Source organism: Streptomyces sp. WMMC500 (genome assembly GCF_027497195.1).
Taxonomy (GTDB): Bacteria; Actinomycetota; Actinomycetes; order Streptomycetales; family Streptomycetaceae; genus Streptomyces.
In genome coordinates, this window is sequence record NZ_CP114905.1 from 2,846,579 (window position 1) to 2,863,813 (window position 17,235).

The following is a 17,235-nucleotide window of genomic DNA, read 5'->3' on the forward strand; positions in this document are numbered from 1 at the left end:
GGAGACATGGCTGGAGAGGACGGGACCGTACGGGTCGACAGTTGGATCTGGTCCGTACGGCTCACCAAGACCCGCTCCGCGGCGGCGAGCGCCTGCAAGGCGGGGCACGTCCGCGTCAACGGCGACCGCGTGAAGCCGGCCCAGGCGCTGCGGGTCGGCGACGAGGTGCGGGTGCGGCTGGCCGGGCGGGAGCGGGTCGTCGTCGTCAAGCGGCTGCTGCGCAAGCGGGTGGGCGCGCCGGTGGCCGTCGAGTGCTACGCCGACCACAGCCCGCCTCCGCCGCCGCGCGAGATGGCCGCCCCGGTCGCCCGCCGCGACCGCGGTACGGGCCGGCCGACGAAGCGGGATCGGCGCGAGCTGGAGCGCCTGCGCGCCAGGGCGGAGAGCCGGGGCGGGGACGCGGGCTGAGCCCGGCCGGGACGCGGGGGCCGACCCCCCGCGCGGCCGGACGCGCGCCGGCGGCCCCACGGCCACCGGCGCCGTACCCGTCAGAACTGCAGGAAGGCCTGCACCGGCAGGTGGTCGCTCGGGAACTGGCCGCCGCGCTCGTACGTGTTGATCTTGGCGTACCGCGTGCGCACCCCGGGCGTGACGAGGATCCAGTCGATCCGGTCGCCGTCCGGCACCAGCGGCCGGTACCCGTGGAACGTGGCGTACGCGTCGCTGCGCCGCTCGGCCGCGTCCCAGGTGTCCTCCAGGCCGCCGCCCGCGAGCATCGCGTCGTAGACGGGGTTGGCGTGCGCGGGGACGTTGAAGTCGCCGGTGACGACCCGCGGCAGCGCGGCGTCGAACTCCGCGAAGCGGCTGGTGATGAGGTCCGCGGAGCGTTCGCGGGCCTGCTGGTTGACGTGGTCGAGGTGGGTGTTGACGTGGTAGAACTCGCCGCCCGTGGCCAGGTCGCGGAAGCGCACCCAGGTGACCATGCGCAGGACGGCGTTGCCCCAGGTGTTGGAGCCGATGAGGTACGGCTCGTCGGAGAGCCAGTAGTGGTCGAACGCGACCGGGGCCAGCCGGCGGATGTCGTAGAACACCGCCATGAACTCGTCCTTGCTGCCGCCCTGCCGGCCGGTGCCGATCCAGGCGTGGTGGCGGCCGAGGTCGGCCGCGATGTCGAGCAGTTGCGGGTACAGCCCCTCCTGGGTGCCGACCAGGTGCGGCTCCTCGGCGCGCAGCAGCGCCCGGGTGACGGGGCGGCGCTCGGGCCAGGAGTTCGGCGGGGTGGCGGAGGCGTAGCGGAGGTTGAAGCTCATGACGTGCAGTTCGTCCTCGCCGCCGCCCCGGCGCGCGGGGCCGTCGGCCCGCGCCTCGGACAGCCCGACGACACTCGGGGCGAGGGCGGCGGCAGCCGCGGTGCCGAGGGCGCGGCGGCGGCTGAGGGGGAACTCGGGCATGGGTCACCTCTCCGTTCGGGGGGTGCGACGTGGGGAGAGTCTCAGGCGGTGAGGTGAGGGGGAAGTGACGCGCGCACGTCAGTGACACGAACTGGAGATCACCCGGGTACGGGCCGGCCACCGCACACCGGCGGGAACAGCCGCCGCGCCCGGGAGGTTCACCCCCCATGACCGACGTGCTGCGTTACACCGCCTTCGCCACCGACCCCGCCGGCGGCAACCGGGCCGGCGTCGTCCTCGACGCCGCCGGCCTCTCCGACGAGCGGATGGCCGCCATCGCGGCCGAGGTGGGCTACTCCGAGACCGCCTTCCTCACCCCGGGCCCGGCGGACGAGGCGGGCCCCGGGCGGTCGTTCACGGCCCGGTACTTCAGCCCCGCCGCCGAGGTCCCCTTCTGCGGGCACGCGACCGTCGCGACCGCCGTCGCGCTCGCCGAGCGGCTGGGCGCCGGCGACTTCGCGCTGCACACCCGGCCCGGCCGGGTCCCGGTGGCGGTCACCGAGGCCGACGGCGTGCTGAAGGCGACGCTCAGCAGCGTGGAGCCGCACGTCCGGGAGGCCGCGGACGCCGACGTCGCCGAGGCGCTGGCCGCGCTGCGCTGGTCCGCCGCCGAGCTGGACCCCGCCCTGCCCCCGCGCATCGCCTTCGCCGGCGCGCACCACCTCGTCCTCGCCGCCGCCACCCGCGCGCGCCTCGCCGACCTCGACTACGACTTCGGCCGGCTGCGCGCCCTGATGGAGAGGCTGGACCTCACCACCGTCCAGCTCGTCTGGCGCGAGTCCCCGGCCGTCTTCCACGTCCGCGACCCGTTCCCGGTCGGCGGCGTCGTGGAGGACGCGGCCACCGGCGCGGCGGCGGCGGCCTTCGGCGCGTACGCCCGCGAACTCGGCCTCGCCGGCGAGCCGGCCCGGCTCGCCCTCCACCAGGGGCACGACATGGGCAGCCCCTCGCTCCTGGAGGTCGAGCTGCGCGCGGGCGACCCCCGGGTCCACGTCACGGGCGCGGCGGTCCGCCTCTGAGCCTCCGCGCGGCCCGGATGTGATCCACGCCACATTCGGGATTTCCTCCGCTCCGATGTCGAAATCCGTCCCGCCCGCTCGACGCACGGGTGAGAGGCGCCCGCAGGGGGCGCCGGACGGTTGTCATCCGACAAGGAGCACACCCCATGGCCACCGACATCGCGACACGGGCAGGGCGGCGGGAGTGGATCGGGCTCGCGGTGCTCGCGCTGCCCGTCCTGCTGATCTCCATCGACGTCTTCGTCCTGCTGCTCGCTCTGCCCCACCTCAGCGCCGACCTCGGCGCGAACAGCTCCGAGCAGCTCTGGATCATGGACATCTACGGGTTCATGCTCTCCGGCTTCCTCGTCACGATGGGCACTCTCGGCGACCGCATCGGCCGCCGCCGCCTGCTGCTCACCGGCGCGGCGGCGTTCAGCGTCGCGTCGGTGGTCGCCGCGTACTCCACAGGACCGGAGATGCTGATCGCCTCCCGCGCGCTGCTCGGCATCGCCGGGGCGACGCTGGCGCCGTCGACGCTGGCGCTCATCACCACCATGTTCAAGGACCCCCGGCAGCGGTCGGCGGCCATCGGCGTCTGGTTCATGTGCTTCATGGGCGGTGCGGCGATCGGCCCGCTGGTCGGCGGGGCGATGCTGGAGCACTTCTGGTGGGGCTCGGCGTTCCTGCTCGGGGTGCCCGCGATGGTGCTGCTGCTCGTCCTGGGCCCGATCGTGCTGCCCGAGTACCGCGACACCAAGGCGGGCCGACTGGATCTGGCGAGCGTGGCGCTGTCGCTGGCGGCGGTGCTGCCGCTGGTCTACGCGCTGAAGGAACTGGCGAAGGACGGCTGGGCGCCGGTGCCGCTGGCCGCGCTCGCGGCGGGCGGGGCGTTCGGCACGGTCTTCGTACAGCGGCAGCAGCGGCTGGAGCACCCGCTGATGGACCTGAAGCTGTTCCGCAACCGGGCCTTCTGCACCGCGCTCGGCGGGATGTTCGCCGGCACGTTCCTGATGGGCGCGCTGATGCTGTTCATCACGCAGTACCTGCAGATGGTGCAGGGGCTCACGCCGCTGAAGGCGGGCCTGTGGATGCTGCCCGCGGTGGTGGCCTCCGGGATCAGCTTCGGCCTCGCCCCCCTCGCGGCGCGCTTCGTCCGCCCGGCGCGGCTGATCGGCGGCGGGCTCAGCGTCTCGGTCGTCGGCCTGCTGCTGCTCGTCGCGGCCGACGTGTCCGGCGGACTGCCGTACGTCGTCACGGGGTTCGCGCTCATCAACCTGGGGGCGGGGCCGCTGGTGACGCTCGGCACCGACCTGGTCGTCAGCTCCGCGCCGCCGGAGAAGGCGGGCTCGGCGGCGGCGATGAACGAGACCAGCGGCGAGTTCGGCTACGCGCTGGGCATCGCGACCCTGGGCAGCATCGGCACGATCGTCTACCGCGGGCAGATCGAGGACACGATCCCGGCCGGCACCCCGGGCCCGGCGGCGGACGCCGCCCGCGAGGGCATCACCGGCGCGGCCACCGCGGCGGCGGACCTGCCGGCCCGGACGGCGGAGGCGCTGCTGGCGCCGGCGCGGGAGGCGTACGTGAGCGGGATGCACGTGGCGGCGGTGATCGCGGCGGTGCTGCTCGCGGGGGTGGCGGTCCTGGCCGTACGCCTCCTGAACCACGTCCCGCCGACGGGCACGGCGCCGCCGGAGCCGGCGGCTGCGGACGCCGCCGAGGCCACGGAGGCAGACACGGCTGACACGGCCGACACGGCCGCCAAGTTCGCCGAGGGCGCCGAGGGCGCCGAGGCGGACGGCGACGAGTCGCCCGCTTCGGAGCCGGTACGCGCCTGACCCCGGCCCCGCGCACGCAACCACGCGAACCACGCGAACCACCCCCGGGGGTGGGCGGTCTTCCCGCCCACCCCGGACCGCTGTCCGCGCCGGGCCCGCCGCCCGGCCGTCGGCCCCGGTCGGGCCGCTCACACGTCAGCGGCCCGACCGGCGGGCCGCCTCGCGCAGCGCCATCCGCGCCGCGACCGTACCCCCGTTCAGCGTCTCCCAGAACGGGTGGATGGATATCTCGATGGACAGCTCGCGGAACCTCTTCCGCAGCACCGTCTCCTGCCGGTCCAGCTCGGGCGTCCACCCGCTGTTCGCCCGGTGCTCAACGCCCGCGCCGTCCGTGTACGGGCGCAGCGGGAACTCCTCCAACCGCTGCGCGACGGCGAACCACTCCCGCTTCGCCCGCAGCAACTCCTCCGGAAACTCGTAGTCACTCACCCTCGCTATCATACGTGTGTTCGATTTTAAGAAGCGAGCGCCGACGCGCGACACGGCTACGTAGGATCGCCGCATGGCTCTGCGACCCGTCCAGGTGAACGTCAAGGCGCTCGACCACGCGGCGGTCGGCCGGTTCTGGGCGGAAGCGCTCGGCTGGCGCGCCCACGCACCCGGCGCGACCACCTACGCCGCCCCCGACGGCGACCTCGTCTGGCCGCACCCGGTCGCCGTCGCCATCGACGTCGTCCCCGTCCCGGAACCCAAGACGGCGACGAAGAACCGCGTGCACCTCGACCTCGCCACCACCTCCGCGGCACACCGGACGGAACTGGTCGCCCGCCTCCGGTCGCTCGGCGCGGCCCCCGCCGACGTGGGCCAGGGCGAGGTGCCGTGGACGGTCCTCGCCGACCCGGAGGGGAACGAGTTCTGCGTGCTGGAGCCGAGGGACGTCTACCGGGACACCGGGCCGATCGCCGCGGTGGTGGTCGACTGCGCGGACCCGCGTGCCATGGCCCGGTTCTGGGGCGAGGCAACGGACTGGACGCTCCGGGAGGTGACCGGCGAACGGGCGGTGCTGCGCTCGGCCGCGGACACCGGCCCGTACCTGGAGTTCCTCCGCGTCCCCGGCCGGAAGACCGTCCCGGACCGCGTCCACCTCGACCTGCTGCCCTACCCCGGCGACGACAAGGAGGCGGAGGTCGCCCGGCTCCGCACCCTGGGCGCCGGCGACCTCGACGTCGGCCAGGGCGACGTCCCGTGGACCTGCCTGACCGACCCGGAGGACCACGAGTTCTGCGTCCTCGCCCTCCCGTAACCCGCCCTACGGCACCAGTACCAGCCGCCCCCGTATCCCGCCCTCCGCCAGGCGGGCGTGGGCCTTCGGCGCGTCGGTCAGGGCGTACGTCTCGGCGACCCGGAGCGTCAGGGTGCCGGCGTCGACGAGCCGGGTCAGCTCCGCCAGCCGGGGGCCGTCGGCGCGTACGTCGAGGGCGGCCGTGCGGATGGCGCGGACCGGGGCCGGGGCCGTGTGCGGGATGACCGCGGCCAGTGCGCCGCCGTCGCGGGTCCAGCGCAGGGTCTGCGCGCCGCCGAGCACCGCCGCGTCGAGCACGGCGTCGTGGCCGGCCGGGGCCGGGGCGGTCGTGAACGCCGCGCCGAGGGAGCGGACCAGCTCCTCGTCGGACTCCCGGGCCAGCCCCGTCACCGAGACGCCGCGGTCGACGGCGAGCTGGACCGCGTACGCCCCCAGCGCCCCCGCGGCGCCCGTGACCAGCAGCGAGGAACCCGGCGCCGGGTCCAGCAGGCCCAGTGCCTGGTCGGCGGCGAGGGCGTTGAGCGGCAGCGTGGCGGCGTGCACGGCGTCCACCGTCGTCGGCGCCGGGGCCACCGCGGCGGCGTCCACCACCACGTACTCGGCGTGCGAGCCCAGCGGCTTCGCCACCCCGTGCACCAGCGCCACGACCGCGTCGCCCGCGGCGAAGCCCGCGCCCGCGCCCGCCGCGTCCACCGTCCCCGCGGCGTCCCAGCCGAGCCCCGTGTACGGGCCGCCCGCCGCGGCGCCGAAGACGCCGGCGCGCGTCCCGCCGTCCACGGGGTTGAGGGCCGCCGCGTCGACCTTGATCCGCACCTGCCCCGCGCCCGGCTCGGGCACCTCCGCGTCGGCGATCGTCACGGCCTCGGGGCCGCCGAACTCCGTCACCACTGCAGCACGCATGGTCAGTTCTCCCTGATCGGTCTCGGTACGGGTATCCGTTCCGCTGCTGCGACCCTAGGAAGAGTTGATATCTTCTGGTAAGTAGTTACCTGAGAGTGCCTAGGCCACCCGGAGGAGAGCCATGGCGACCACGACGGCGGCCCAGCGGCGCGAGCAGGCGCGCTTCGCGTACGACGCGTATCTGCGGGACTGCCCCACCAACCAGCTCCTCGGCCGCCTCAGCGACAAGTGGGTCAGCCTCGTCGTCGCCGCCCTGTCCGGCGGCCCGCGGCGCTACAGCGACCTGCGCCGGAAGATCGCCGGCGTGAGCCCGAAGATGCTCACCCAGACCCTGCGCACGCTGGAGCGGGACGGCATCCTCACCCGTGCCGTCACCCCCTCCGTCCCCGTCCGCGTCGACTACGAGCTGACGGACCTCGGCCGCAGCCTCGCCGGGCTCCTCACCGCCGTGAAGGACTGGGCGGAGGAGCACATCGAGGAGGTGCACGCCGCCCGCGAACGCTACGAGGCCCAGGCGGCGGAGGGGGCCCGCGCGGGCTGAGCGCTCACGCGTACGCCTCCGGATCGCGCACGCACTCCCGTACCGCCGCCAGGAAGTCCGCCACCGGCGGGCTCGTCCGCTCCCGCGGCCACGCCACCGCGATCCGCAGCGGCTCGATGTCGCGCACCGGCCGCCAGACCAGCTCCGGGTGCGTGTAGTACGTGGCCATCGACTCCGCGGCGAGACACACCGCCCCGCCCGCCGCCACGTGCTCCAGCATCTCCTCGACGTTGTCGTTCTCCGGCCCCCACAGCGGCTCCGAGCCGTCCGGACGGGGGTTGACCGCCCACCAGTCGACCCACTCCCTGGGCGCCCTGCGGGTCCACATCAGGCGTTCGCCGCCCAGATCCGCGATGCCCACGTCCGGCCGGTCCGCCAGCGGGTGTCTGCGCGGGAGCGCGACCCAGCGCCGTTCGGTCGCGACCGTACGCGCGTGCAGCCCCGTCAGGTCGGCGGGCAGCCACAGGAACGCCACGTCGGCCAGGCCCCGGCGCAGTCCCTCGGCCTCCCCGCCCCAGTCGAACCGGGTCAGCTCCAGCACCGCTTCGGGCCGCCGCGCGGCGAAGGCCGCCCGCACCCGCAGGCCCAGCGGACCCGCGCCGGTGGCCACGAAGCCGAGCCGGAGCACGTTGCGCTCCGCCGCCGCGGTCGTACGGACCTCGCGTACCGCCCGCGCCCAGTCGGCGGTGAGCCGCCGCGCCGCCGGCACCAGCGCCTCGCCGGCCGCTGTCAACCGCACCTCGCGCCCGGTGCGTGCGAACAGGTCGGCGCCCAGGTCCGCCTCCAGCCGGCGGATCTGCCGGCTCAGCGAGGGCTGGGTGACGTACAGCTCGCGCGCGGCGGCCGTGAAGCTCAACTGCTCGGCCACGGCGAGGAAGTAGCGCAGCACGCGGGTGTCCACGTCCGCCGCCGCGCCCTCGCTCACCGGCTGCCCGTCCATGCCCGAAGCGTATGGGTGCAGGCATTGGACCGCCCCGGAACTCCGGTGTTTCGGTGGTCCCGACCGGAACACGCGCCGGCACGGCCGGGCCACGCGGCCCCGCCCGCGCCGCGGAGAGGAGCCGACCATGACCGCACCCGAGACCGAAGCCGTCCGGCCCGCCGAGGACCGCCCCACGTCCGGCCGGCCCACGTCCGATCGGCCCGCCGACCGGCCCGCGTCCAGACGCGCCCTGCTCCGGACCGGCACCGCCGGCCTGGCCGCGGGGCTCGCCGCCGGGGCCGTCACGACCGGGACCGCGCGGGCCGCGTCCCCGGCCGCCGACGGCGGAAGGGCCGCCGCGGACGACGAGTTCGACGGCAAGGTGGTGCTCGTCACCGGCGCCACCTCCGGCATGGGCGCCGCCGCCGCCCGCGCGCTGGCCGGCCGCGGCGCCAGGGTCTTCTTCTGCGGGCGCCGGGCCCGCCTCGGCCGCGAGGTCGAGGCGGAGATCCGCGGCGCGGGCGGGGAGGCGACGTACATGCGCGCCGACGTGCGCCACGAGGACCAGGTGCGGGCCTTCGTGCGCGGTTGCGTGCGGCGGTACGGGCGTATCGACGTCGCGTACAACAACGCGGGCGTCGAGAGCCCGCGCGCCGCGCGCCTGCACGAGCAGACGCTCGCGGACGTGGAGGACGTGTGGCGCACCAACGCCGCCGGGACCTTCCTCTGCATGAAGTACGAGATCCCGCAGATGCTCGCGCAGGGCGGCGGGGTCGTCGTGAACACCGCGTCGATCTCCGCCGAGGTCGGCTTCGCGACCATCGCCCCGTACAACGCCAGCAAGCACGCGGTGGCGTCGCTGACCAAGGTGGCGGCGCTGGAGTACGCGGCGGAGGGCGTGCGCGTGACGGCGTTCGCACCGGGGGCGGTGGACACCCCGATGCTGCGGCGGGCGGCGGAGGCGTTCGGCGTCACGTACGAGGAGATCGCGCGCGACTACCCGATCCGGCGCATCGTACGGGCCGAGGAGATGGCCGCGGTGATGATGTGGCTGGGCTCGTCCGCCGCGGCACCGGTCGTGGGTACGGACGTGGACGCGTCGGGCGGCTGGCTGACGGGCTGATGCGCGCGGGCGGAGCCGGGGGGCGGGAACGGTTCTGCGGGGCCCGGCGTTAGGTAGGGAGCCGAGTCGCGGGAGGCGCGGGGATGAACATCGTTGCGGAGCTGTTCGCGCCCAGCCATGCCCACGCCCGGCGGGCGCGGGAGCGGATGGAGCTGGTGGTGGACGACGTCGGCACGGGTGATCCGCACCGCGGGCCGATAGACCTCACGTCGGGCAAGGTCGTCATCGCCCTCGGGGAGCCGGCGAAGCCGGCCGGGGAGCCGGAGGACGCGGTGCCGTCCGATGCCGTACGCAACGACGCGCCACCCGCCGACGCCGTACCCGAGGACGCCGTACCCGAGGACGCCGAGCCCGCGGACGCCGTACCCGCCGACGCCGAGCCCGCCGACGCGATCCCGCCCGGCCACGCCGTCCCGGCGCAGGCCACCCCCACCCCCGGCGTCACCCCGCGCCCGTAGCTGACCGAGAATCGCCCGCATGACGAAGGTTCTCGTGGTGCAGAACGGCCGCGGCGGCGGCCCCCGCCGCTTCGGCGCGTGGCTGGAGCAGAAGGGCGTCGCCCTCGACGTCGTCCACGCCTACGCCGGCGCGCCCCTCCCCCGCCGCCTCGACCACGCCGCGATCCTGCCGCTCGGCGGCGGGCCCATGCCCGACGACGACGCGGCGATGCCGTGGCTGGCGGCCGTGCGCGAGCTGGTCGCCGAGGCGCTGGCGCGGGACGTCCCGGTCTTCGGGATCTGCCAGGGCGGGCAGCTCCTCGCCCACGTCGCCGGCGGCCGGGTCACCGCCTCGCACGGCGCACCGGAGCTGGGCAGCACGCCGCTGACGCTGCGCCCGGAGGCGGCGGACGACCCGCTCTTCACCGGGCTGCCGCGGCGCGTGACCGCCGTCCAGCGGCACGTCGACGCCATCACCGCGCTGCCGCCGGGCGCGGTGTGGCTGGCGGAGAGCGAGCGCTGCCCGCACCAGGCGTTCCGCTGCGGCGACCGGGCGTGGGGCGTGCAGTTCCACCCGGAGGCCGGCGCCGACCGCGTACGCGCGTGGAGCGACGAGTCCATCCGCGCCCGCGGCTTCGACCCGGCCCGGGTGCGCGCCGAGGCGGACCGCGACGAGCAGGAGTCGGCGGTGGTCTGGGGCCAGGTGGCCCACCGCTTCGCGCGGGCCGTACGCGCCGAAGGCTGACCGCCGCCGGCCCGGCCCACCCCACCCGCGGGCCGGGCGGACCGCGACCCACCCCTTCCCGCGCATACCCGGCAAAACGGCCATCCCTTGCTACGTTGCCCGCATGACCACCGCCACCGACCCGGCCGAGGCACTCCGCCCGCCGGGCCGTGCCCGGCGGCTGGCCACGCCGCCGCCCCCCGTGCCCCGCCCCCGCCGCCGCGGCGCCGAACTCGCCCTCCTGGCCTGCGCCGTCGCCGTCATCGCCTACGGCTACGCCGCCGTCGGCTACGCCACCTCCGGCGCGCCGCCCGCCGGCCTGACCACCCACCTCGGCGGCCTCGCCGGGCTCGCCCTGCTGGCCCACCTCGTCGTCCGCTTCCGCGCCCCCTGCGCCGACCCCGTGCTGCTGCCCGTGGCGCTGCTGCTCAACGGCCTCGGCCTGGTCCTCATCCACCGCCTTGACCAGGACACCCCCGGCGACCGCGCCGCACCCACCCAACTCCTCTGGTCCACCGTCGGCGTGGCCCTCTTCGCCGCCGTCCTCGTCTTCCTGCGCGACCACCGCGACCTGCGCCCCCGCGCCGCGAAGTACGCGTTCACCGCCCTGTGCCTGATGGCCGCGCCGATCCTCTTCCCCGCCGTCAACGGCGCCCGGATCTGGATCCGGATCGGCGGTCTCTCCCTCCAGCCAAGCGAGTTCGCGAAGGTGCTGCTCGCCGTCTTCTTCGCCTCCTACCTGGCCGCCAACCGCCACGCGCTGACCTTCACCAGCGGCCCGCGCATCCGCCGTCTGCTGCTGCCGCCGTGGCGCGTGCTCGGGCCGATCGTCGCGGTCTGGGGCATCAGCCTGGTGCTGCTGATCCTGGAGCGGGACATCGGCGCCTCGCTGCTGTTCTTCAGCCTGTTCGTGGCCATGCTCTACGTGGCCACGGGGCGGGCCGGCTGGCTGGCCGTCGGGCTGCTGCTGGCCGCGGCGGGGGCGGCGGCGGTCGGGGCGCTGGAGCCGCACGTGCACACGCGGGTGGAGGACTGGCTGTCGCCGTTCCGCGCCATCGAGGAGGGGCACGGGCCGGGGCAGTTGGCGCAGTCGCTGTTCGCGTTCGCGGCCGGCGGGGTGCTGGGCGCGGGGCTCGGGCAGGGGCACTCGCTGCTCATCGGCTTCGCCGGCAAGTCGGACTTCATCCTGGCCACCGCGGGCGAGGAGCTGGGGATCGCGGGCCTGACCGCGCTGTTCCTGCTCTACGCCCTCCTCGTGGCCCGCGGCTACCGCACCGCGATCGCCATCGGCGAGCCGTTCGGCGCGCTGCTCGCCGCGGGCCTGGCGGCGATCATCACGCTGCAGGTGGTGGTGATCGCGGGCGGGGTGCTGGGGCTGATCCCGCTGACCGGGATGGTGACGCCGTTCCTGGCGCAGGGCGGTTCCTCCGTGGTGACGAACTGGGTGATCGTCGCGCTGCTCGTACGGCTCAGCGACGAGGCCCGTACGCCGCGGGAGGAGCCCCGCGCCGCCCCGGATGCCGCGGCGGCGAGGCCCGGGCCCCGCCCCGGGCCCGCGCCCGGCCCCGAACCCGCCGCCGCGCTGCTCGTGCGGCTCAGGGACGAGGCCCGTACGCCACGCGAGGAGCCCCGCCCCGAACCCGCCGCCGCGCTGCTCGCGCGGCTCAGCGACGAGGCCCGTACGCCACGCGAGGAGCCCCGCCCGGCCCCGGATCCCGCGGCGGCGCGGCCCGGACCCCGCCCCGCACCCGGCCCCGAACCCGCCGGCGCACCCGCCGTCTTCCCCACCGCCGACGAGACGCACCCCGCGGGCGGCACCCCGTGATCCGCAACACCCGCATCGCCGCCGCCGCCAGCCTCCTGCTCTTCCTCGGCCTCCTCCTCGGCGCCGCCCGCGTCCAGGTGCTCAGCGCCCCCGAGTACAACGCCAACCCCGCCAACCGCCGCGACGCCCTGGAGCGCTACGCCCAGCCCCGCGGCGACATCTACGCCGCCGGCCGCCGCCTCACCGGCTCCGCCGACACCCGCCAGGGCCTGCGCTACGAGCGCTCGTACCGAAACGGCCGCCTCTACGCCCCCGTCACCGGATTCGCCTCCCAGCTCTACGGCGCCACCCTCCTCGAAGACGCCGAGGACGGCGTCCTCGCCGGCACCGACGGCCGGCTCGCCCCGCTGCCGCTCTGGGGCGACCTCACCCGCAGCCGCCAGCCCGGCGGCCAGGTGCACACCACCGTCGTACCGGCCGTGCAGAAGGCCGCGTTCCGCGGGCTGCGCGGCCGCAGGGGCGCCGTCGTCGCCCTCGAACCCGCCACGGGCCGCGTCCTCGCCCTCGTCAGCAGCCCCGGCTACGACCCCGCGCTCCTCTCCGGCAACTCCGCCGCCACCACGCTCGCCTGGGACCGCCTCACCGCCGACCCCGCCCAGCCGCTCCTCAACCGGGCGATCCGGCAGACGTACCCGCCCGGCTCCACGTTCAAGGTGATCACGGCGGTGGCGGCGCTGGAATCCGGCATCGTCACCGACATCGACGCGCCGACCCGCACCCCGAGCCCGTACCGCCTCATCGGCAGCACCACCCTGCTGCGCAACGAGGCGAGAGGCTGCGCCGACGCGCCCCTGCGGGAGGCGTTCGCGGAGTCCTGCAACACGGTGTTCGCGAAGCTGGGCGCGACGGTCGGCACCGAGCGGATCGTGGAGACCGCGGAGGCGTTCGGCTTCAACGACGGCGGCCCCGCGATCCCCTCCCCCGTGCTGCCGAGCCACGTCACCACGCGGATGGACGCGGCGCAGGTCGCGCTGTCGGCCATCGGGCAGTACGACACCCGGGCGACGCCGCTGCAGATGGCGCGGGTCGCGGCGACGATCGCCAACGGCGGCCGGTCGATGCGCCCGTACCTGGTGGACCGGCTCGCGGACGCCAGAGGCGAGACGGTGGCGCGGACGCGGCCGGTGTACGAGGCGACGGCGATGAACCCGGGGACGGCGGCGCTGCTGCGCCAGATGATGATCGACGCGGTCAGCGACGGCACCGGAGGGCTCGCGGCGGTCGACGGGCTGACGGTCGGCGGCAAGACGGGCACGGCGCAGCACGGGGTGGACAACTCCGAGAAGCCGTACGCCTGGTTCATCTCCTGGGCGCAGAAGCCGGGGACCGCCCTGCCGGGCGTGGCGGTGGCGGTGGTCGTGGAGGACGCGGAGGCGGACCGCGCGGACATCAGCGGCGGCGGCAGCGCGGCCCCGGTCGCGCGCCGGGTGATGCGGGCGGCGCTGCGCTGAAGTGGGCGCGCGGCGTGGCGTCTTCCGCCCGCGGGCAGGCCGGTGGCCGAAGGCCGGGACCGCTCCCCGGACGCGCTTCTACGATGGCGCGCGTGAAGGACATCCTGATCGGCATCCTCATCGGCCTGTTCTTCCTGGTCGTCGGCGGAGCCGTCTTCTGGCTCCTGGCCTCCAGCAGCGACGCCGACCGGGAGGAGTGCGAGCGGCAGGCCGAGCGCTCCCACGGCCGGGTCACGTGCATCGTCACCGTCGAGTGACGCCCGCCGCCCTCCAGTTGCCCACCCTTGCCCACGCGGCCACGCGGCCACGCGCCGACCGAACGCGTCCGGGCCATTGACGGGCTTGCTGACAAGTTGTCTCATAAGAGGTGACCGCCGGTAACCCTCCCAGGAGACGCGATGACCACGACGACGGGGCACCTCGCGCTGACGGACGCCCTCGGCCCGCTCAAGGACCGCGAGAAGGTCGCGGAACGGCTCCTGGCGGCGTCCGAGAAACACTCCTTCGACCCGGACAAGGAGCTGGACTGGGACGCCCCCTTCGAAGACGGCAAGTGGTTCTGGCCGCCCGAGCTGGTCTCCCTCTACGACACCCCCCTGTGGCGGCGGATGCCTGAGGAGCAGCGGCACCGGCTGGCCCGGCTGGAGTCGGCGTCGCTGGCCTCGCTGGGCATCTGGTTCGAGATCATCCTCATGCAGTTGCTCGTCCGGCACATCTACGACAAGCCGGTCACGAGCAACCACGTGCGGTACGCCCTCACCGAGATAGCCGACGAGTGCCGGCACTCGATGATGTTCGCCCGGATGATCACCAAGGGCGGGGCGGAGCCGTACCCGGTCTCCCGGTTGCACCACAACCTCGCGCGCGTCCTCAAGACCGTCTCCACCACCCCCGGTTCCTTCACCGCGACCCTCCTCGGCGAGGAGATCCTCGACTGGATGCAGCGGCTGGTCTTCCCCGACGAGCGGGTCCAGACGCTGGTGCGCGGCGTGACCCGGATCCACGTCGTGGAGGAGGCGCGGCACGTCCGGTACGCGCGCGAGGAGCTGCGCCGGCAGATGCTCACCGCGCCGCGCTGGGAGCGGAACTTCACCCGGATCACCTCCGGCGAGGCGGCGCGGGTGTTCTCCGTCTCGTTCGTCAACCCGCAGGTGTACACGGACGCGGGCCTGGACCGGGCGGAGGCGCTGGCGCAGGTGAAGGCCAGCCCGCACCGGCGCGAGGTGATGCAGACGGGCGCGAAGCGGCTGACCGACTTCCTCGACGACATCGGCGTGCTGCGGGGCGTCGGGCGCAGGCTCTGGCGCAGCTCGGGCCTGCTGGCCTGAGCGGGTGCGGCCGCGGAGGTACGCGCAGGTCGTACGGGAGCCGGACGGCCCGGGGCCGCCGGTGTCGGTCCGGGGAGTTACGCTGCCTGACATGAGCAGCGCGTCCGACCGGGGAGCACGCGCCGCCGCGCCCCGGCCGGCGGTCGCGTACCGCAGGCTGAGCGTCTCCCAGCGCCGCAGCCAGTTGCTCGCCGCCGCGCTCGGCCTCTTCGCCCACCGCGCCCCGGAGGACGTCTCGCTGGACGACGTCGCCGCCGCCGCGAAGGTCTCCCGGCCGCTGGTCTACCGCTACTTCCCGGGTGGCAAGCAGCAGCTCTACGAGGCGGCCCTGCGCAGCGCGGCCGACGAGCTGGAGCTGTGCTTCCGCCAGCCCCAGCGGGGCCCGCTCACCCTGCGCCTCACCCGCGCGCTGGACAGCTACCTCGGGTTCGTCGACGAGCACGACGCCGGCTTCAAGGCGCTGCTGCAGGGCGGCAGCGTCGTCCAGACCAGCCGCACCACCGCCATCGTGGACGAGGTCCGCCGCTCCGCCGCCGAGCAGATCCTGCTGCACCTCCAGGTGCCCGCGCCCGGCCACCGGCTGCTGACCATGATCCGCACGTGGATCACGGCCGTCGAGGGCGCCTCGCTGATCTGGCTGGACGAGGGCAAGCGGCCGCCGCTGCCCGAGCTGCGCGGCTGGCTCGTGGACCACTTCATCGCGCTGCTGGTCGCCACGGCCGCGGGCGACGAGGAGTGCGGCCGCGTGCTGCGGCGGGCGCTGCACCTGGAGACGGCGGACGGGCCGGCGGGCGACCTCGTCCGCCGCATCACGCCGTTCCTGCCCGACGCCGCCCACCTGCTCGGCGAGGGCTGACCGCCGTGCGCACGGAGGACACCGCCTTCGTCGGCGGCCCGCTGGACGGCCGCAGGCTCGCCGTGCACGTCGGCGCGACGGGCCGGCCGCCGAAGGTGTACGAGGTGCCGGTCCCCGACCCCGCGGGCGGCCCGCCCACGGTGCACGTCTACCGGCTGGAGCCGGCGGACCTCAGCCCGCGGCTGAAGCTCCCGCGGGGGTGGGTGTACACGTACGACCCGGAAGGGGTGCCGGAGCGGCACAGGTGGCCGTGGTCCCGCAGACGGGGCGTCAATCCTCACGGGTGACGGTGTTACGCGGTTTCGCCCAGTGCCGACGGGAACGCGCGACCGCGGGGGAAGCCTTGCGTACATGCCGCGCACCCCCCGCTCCGCCCTCACCGCCGCGTCCGCCGTCCTCCTCGCCGCGGTGCTGGCCCTGCCCGCCGACGCGGCGCCCGCGCCGGACGTCCCGGACGCGGGCGACTCCGCCGACCCCGCCGAGCCCGCCGGTATGCCGGGCACCGCCGGGTCCGCCGGCACTCCTGACGTGGCCTCAGGCGCCGCGGAACCGGCGGCCGACGGCCCGCTCGGCGGGTTGCTCGCCCGGCTCCAGGCCGTCCACGGACAGGCGGAGCGCGCGACCGAGGCGTACCACGCGACAGCCGAGGACCTGAAGGACGTACGCGCCGAGACCGCCAGGCTCGCCGGCGACCTCGCCGACACCCGCGCCGAACTCGCCGCCGCGCGCCGCCGGGCCGGACTGCTCGCCCGCGCGCAGTACCGGGGTCCCGGGCTCGCCCCGTACCTGCAACTCCTCCTCGCGCGCGACACGGAGACCGCGCTCGACCGGAAGCAGGTCATCAGCCGCGCCATCGGCAACCAGGCCGCCGTCGTGAAGCGGCTGGAGGCGGGCGCCAAGCGGCTCGACGCGCTGACGGGCTCGTCGCGGGAGGCGCTGGCGCGGCAGCGGAAGCTGACGGGTGAGCGGAAGCGGCGCCGGGACCGGGTGGACGACCGGCTCGCCGACGTGGCGGACGCGCTGGCGGAGCTGACACCGGCGAAGCGGGCGGCGCTGGACCGCATGGAGGTGCGGGGGGCGGAGGCGGAGCGGCGGGAGCTGATGGCGCCGGGCGACGGGGACGGCGGCGGCCCGGGCGCGGCGGAGGACGGCAAGCCCGGCGGGAGGCGCCCGGGGTCTGCCGGCGGCTCCTCCGGCGGCTCCCCCGACGGCACGTCCGGCGGTGCGTCCGGCGGTGCGTCCGGCGATACGGAGCGGGCCCGGGAGCCGGGTGCGCGGGGGCCGGCGGAGCGGGAGCCGTCGGGCGCCGGGCGGCGGGCCGTCTCGTACGCGCTGGACCAGGTCGGCAAGCCGTACCGCGCGGGCGCCGGCGGGCCGGGCGCCTTCGACTCCTCCGGGCTCACGCAGCGGGCGTGGCGGCACGCGGGCATCCGCATCCCGCGTACCGCCCGGGGCCAGTGGCGGGAGCTGCGCCGGGTGCCGCGGGACCGGATGCGGCCGGGGGACATCGTGGTGTACCACCGCGACGCCTCGCACGTGGCGCTGTACCTGGGGCACGGCCGGGTGGTGGAGGCGCCCCGCACGGGCCAGCGGGTACGGGTCGTACCCGTCACCATCCGGCCGGCGCGCGGCGCCGTACGCGCCGGCTGAGCCGC

The 17,235-nt window shown here is 75.7% G+C and carries 19 protein-coding genes; 15 read left to right on the top strand and 4 right to left on the bottom strand.

The window, feature by feature from the left end; translation table 11 throughout:
• Positions 1–6 precede the first annotated feature (6 nt).
• On the top strand, positions 7–408 hold the full coding sequence (locus O7599_RS11665; protein WP_281622076.1) for an RNA-binding S4 domain-containing protein: 402 nt from the start codon (positions 7–9) through the stop codon (positions 406–408).
• 80 nt (positions 409–488) lie between these two features.
• Here O7599_RS11665 and O7599_RS11670 read toward each other — a convergent pair whose 3' ends face one another.
• Complete coding sequence (locus O7599_RS11670) at positions 489–1,391, bottom strand: endonuclease/exonuclease/phosphatase family protein (RefSeq protein WP_281622077.1); 903 nt, start codon at positions 1,389–1,391, stop codon at positions 489–491.
• 167 nt (positions 1,392–1,558) lie between these two features.
• Here O7599_RS11670 and O7599_RS11675 point away from each other — a divergent pair, with 167 nt between their 5' ends.
• Positions 1,559–2,410, top strand: coding sequence for a PhzF family phenazine biosynthesis isomerase (locus O7599_RS11675; protein WP_281622078.1), 852 nt, complete (start codon positions 1,559–1,561; stop codon positions 2,408–2,410).
• 146 nt (positions 2,411–2,556) lie between these two features.
• Entirely contained in the window at positions 2,557–4,230 is a 1,674-nt protein-coding gene (locus O7599_RS11680; protein WP_281622079.1) for an MFS transporter, read from the top strand.
• Positions 4,231–4,365: 135 nt separating this feature from the next.
• Here the strand turns inward: O7599_RS11680 and O7599_RS11685 are convergent, their stop codons facing one another.
• Entirely contained in the window at positions 4,366–4,659 is a 294-nt protein-coding gene (locus O7599_RS11685) for a hypothetical protein (protein ID WP_281622080.1), read from the bottom strand.
• 73 nt (positions 4,660–4,732) lie between these two features.
• On the opposite strand from O7599_RS11685, the gene O7599_RS11690 reads away from it, so the two are divergent.
• Positions 4,733–5,473: a VOC family protein gene (locus O7599_RS11690; protein ID WP_281622081.1), complete on the top strand. Its 741-nt coding sequence runs from the start codon at positions 4,733–4,735 to the stop codon at positions 5,471–5,473.
• Positions 5,474–5,479: 6 nt separating this feature from the next.
• On the opposite strand, the gene O7599_RS11695 is transcribed toward O7599_RS11690, so the two are convergent.
• A complete protein-coding gene (locus tag O7599_RS11695) occupies positions 5,480–6,373 on the bottom strand; it encodes a zinc-binding dehydrogenase (RefSeq protein ID WP_281622082.1) in 894 nt (297 codons plus the stop codon).
• A gap of 121 nt (positions 6,374–6,494) precedes the next feature.
• On the opposite strand from O7599_RS11695, the gene O7599_RS11700 reads away from it, so the two are divergent.
• The gene (locus O7599_RS11700) at positions 6,495–6,914 is read left to right on the top strand and encodes a helix-turn-helix domain-containing protein (RefSeq protein WP_281622083.1); all 420 of its coding nucleotides are present in this window, start codon (positions 6,495–6,497) and stop codon (positions 6,912–6,914) included.
• Positions 6,915–6,918: 4 nt separating this feature from the next.
• Here the strand turns inward: O7599_RS11700 and O7599_RS11705 are convergent, their stop codons facing one another.
• Positions 6,919–7,854: a LysR substrate-binding domain-containing protein gene (locus O7599_RS11705; RefSeq protein WP_281622084.1), complete on the bottom strand. Its 936-nt coding sequence runs from the start codon at positions 7,852–7,854 to the stop codon at positions 6,919–6,921.
• Between the two features lie 127 nt (positions 7,855–7,981).
• On the opposite strand from O7599_RS11705, the gene O7599_RS11710 reads away from it, so the two are divergent.
• From O7599_RS11710 to O7599_RS11755, 10 genes are all read left to right on the top strand, one after another.
• The gene (locus O7599_RS11710; protein WP_281622085.1) at positions 7,982–8,959 is read left to right on the top strand and encodes an SDR family NAD(P)-dependent oxidoreductase; all 978 of its coding nucleotides are present in this window, start codon (positions 7,982–7,984) and stop codon (positions 8,957–8,959) included.
• 83 nt (positions 8,960–9,042) lie between these two features.
• Entirely contained in the window at positions 9,043–9,417 is a 375-nt protein-coding gene (locus tag O7599_RS11715; protein ID WP_281622086.1) for a DUF6191 domain-containing protein, read from the top strand.
• 19 nt (positions 9,418–9,436) lie between these two features.
• Positions 9,437–10,141: a type 1 glutamine amidotransferase gene (locus tag O7599_RS11720; RefSeq protein ID WP_281622087.1), complete on the top strand. Its 705-nt coding sequence runs from the start codon at positions 9,437–9,439 to the stop codon at positions 10,139–10,141.
• Between the two features lie 103 nt (positions 10,142–10,244).
• The gene (locus O7599_RS11725) at positions 10,245–11,945 is read left to right on the top strand and encodes an FtsW/RodA/SpoVE family cell cycle protein (RefSeq protein ID WP_281622088.1); all 1,701 of its coding nucleotides are present in this window, start codon (positions 10,245–10,247) and stop codon (positions 11,943–11,945) included.
• Positions 11,942–13,396, top strand: a complete 1,455-nt coding sequence (locus O7599_RS11730) for a penicillin-binding transpeptidase domain-containing protein (RefSeq protein WP_281622089.1) — start codon at positions 11,942–11,944, stop codon at positions 13,394–13,396. Before O7599_RS11725 ends, O7599_RS11730 begins: the two co-directional genes overlap by 4 nt.
• Positions 13,397–13,488: 92 nt before the next feature.
• Positions 13,489–13,653 carry a hypothetical protein gene (locus O7599_RS11735; protein WP_281623678.1) on the top strand — a complete coding sequence of 55 codons (165 nt, stop codon included), beginning with the start codon at positions 13,489–13,491 and terminating at the stop codon, positions 13,651–13,653.
• A 141-nt stretch (positions 13,654–13,794) separates the two neighbouring features.
• Positions 13,795–14,724, top strand: a complete 930-nt coding sequence (locus tag O7599_RS11740; RefSeq protein WP_281622090.1) for a diiron oxygenase — start codon at positions 13,795–13,797, stop codon at positions 14,722–14,724.
• A 91-nt stretch (positions 14,725–14,815) separates the two neighbouring features.
• On the top strand, positions 14,816–15,580 hold the full coding sequence (locus tag O7599_RS11745; RefSeq protein ID WP_281622091.1) for a TetR/AcrR family transcriptional regulator: 765 nt from the start codon (positions 14,816–14,818) through the stop codon (positions 15,578–15,580).
• 5 nt (positions 15,581–15,585) lie between these two features.
• Positions 15,586–15,867 (top strand): hypothetical protein, encoded by a 282-nt coding sequence (locus O7599_RS11750; RefSeq protein WP_281622092.1) that lies wholly within the window; start codon positions 15,586–15,588, stop codon positions 15,865–15,867.
• A 64-nt stretch (positions 15,868–15,931) separates the two neighbouring features.
• Positions 15,932–17,230 (top strand): C40 family peptidase, encoded by a 1,299-nt coding sequence (locus tag O7599_RS11755; protein WP_281622093.1) that lies wholly within the window; start codon positions 15,932–15,934, stop codon positions 17,228–17,230.
• The last annotated feature ends 5 nt before the right edge of the window (positions 17,231–17,235 follow it).

Coding starts and splice junctions, on each gene's coding strand:
- O7599_RS11665 (WP_281622076.1), top strand. CDS start 7: ATGGCTGGAGAGGACGGGACCGTACGGGTCGACAGTTGGATCTGGTCC.
- O7599_RS11670 (WP_281622077.1), bottom strand. CDS start 1,391: ATGCCCGAGTTCCCCCTCAGCCGCCGCCGCGCCCTCGGCACCGCGGCT.
- O7599_RS11675 (WP_281622078.1), top strand. CDS start 1,559: ATGACCGACGTGCTGCGTTACACCGCCTTCGCCACCGACCCCGCCGGC.
- O7599_RS11680 (WP_281622079.1), top strand. CDS start 2,557: ATGGCCACCGACATCGCGACACGGGCAGGGCGGCGGGAGTGGATCGGG.
- O7599_RS11690 (WP_281622081.1), top strand. CDS start 4,733: ATGGCTCTGCGACCCGTCCAGGTGAACGTCAAGGCGCTCGACCACGCG.
- O7599_RS11695 (WP_281622082.1), bottom strand. CDS start 6,373: ATGCGTGCTGCAGTGGTGACGGAGTTCGGCGGCCCCGAGGCCGTGACG.
- O7599_RS11700 (WP_281622083.1), top strand. CDS start 6,495: ATGGCGACCACGACGGCGGCCCAGCGGCGCGAGCAGGCGCGCTTCGCG.
- O7599_RS11705 (WP_281622084.1), bottom strand. CDS start 7,854: ATGGACGGGCAGCCGGTGAGCGAGGGCGCGGCGGCGGACGTGGACACC.
- O7599_RS11710 (WP_281622085.1), top strand. CDS start 7,982: ATGACCGCACCCGAGACCGAAGCCGTCCGGCCCGCCGAGGACCGCCCC.
- O7599_RS11715 (WP_281622086.1), top strand. CDS start 9,043: ATGAACATCGTTGCGGAGCTGTTCGCGCCCAGCCATGCCCACGCCCGG.
- O7599_RS11720 (WP_281622087.1), top strand. CDS start 9,437: ATGACGAAGGTTCTCGTGGTGCAGAACGGCCGCGGCGGCGGCCCCCGC.
- O7599_RS11725 (WP_281622088.1), top strand. CDS start 10,245: ATGACCACCGCCACCGACCCGGCCGAGGCACTCCGCCCGCCGGGCCGT.
- O7599_RS11740 (WP_281622090.1), top strand. CDS start 13,795: ATGACCACGACGACGGGGCACCTCGCGCTGACGGACGCCCTCGGCCCG.
- O7599_RS11745 (WP_281622091.1), top strand. CDS start 14,816: ATGAGCAGCGCGTCCGACCGGGGAGCACGCGCCGCCGCGCCCCGGCCG.
- O7599_RS11755 (WP_281622093.1), top strand. CDS start 15,932: ATGCCGCGCACCCCCCGCTCCGCCCTCACCGCCGCGTCCGCCGTCCTC.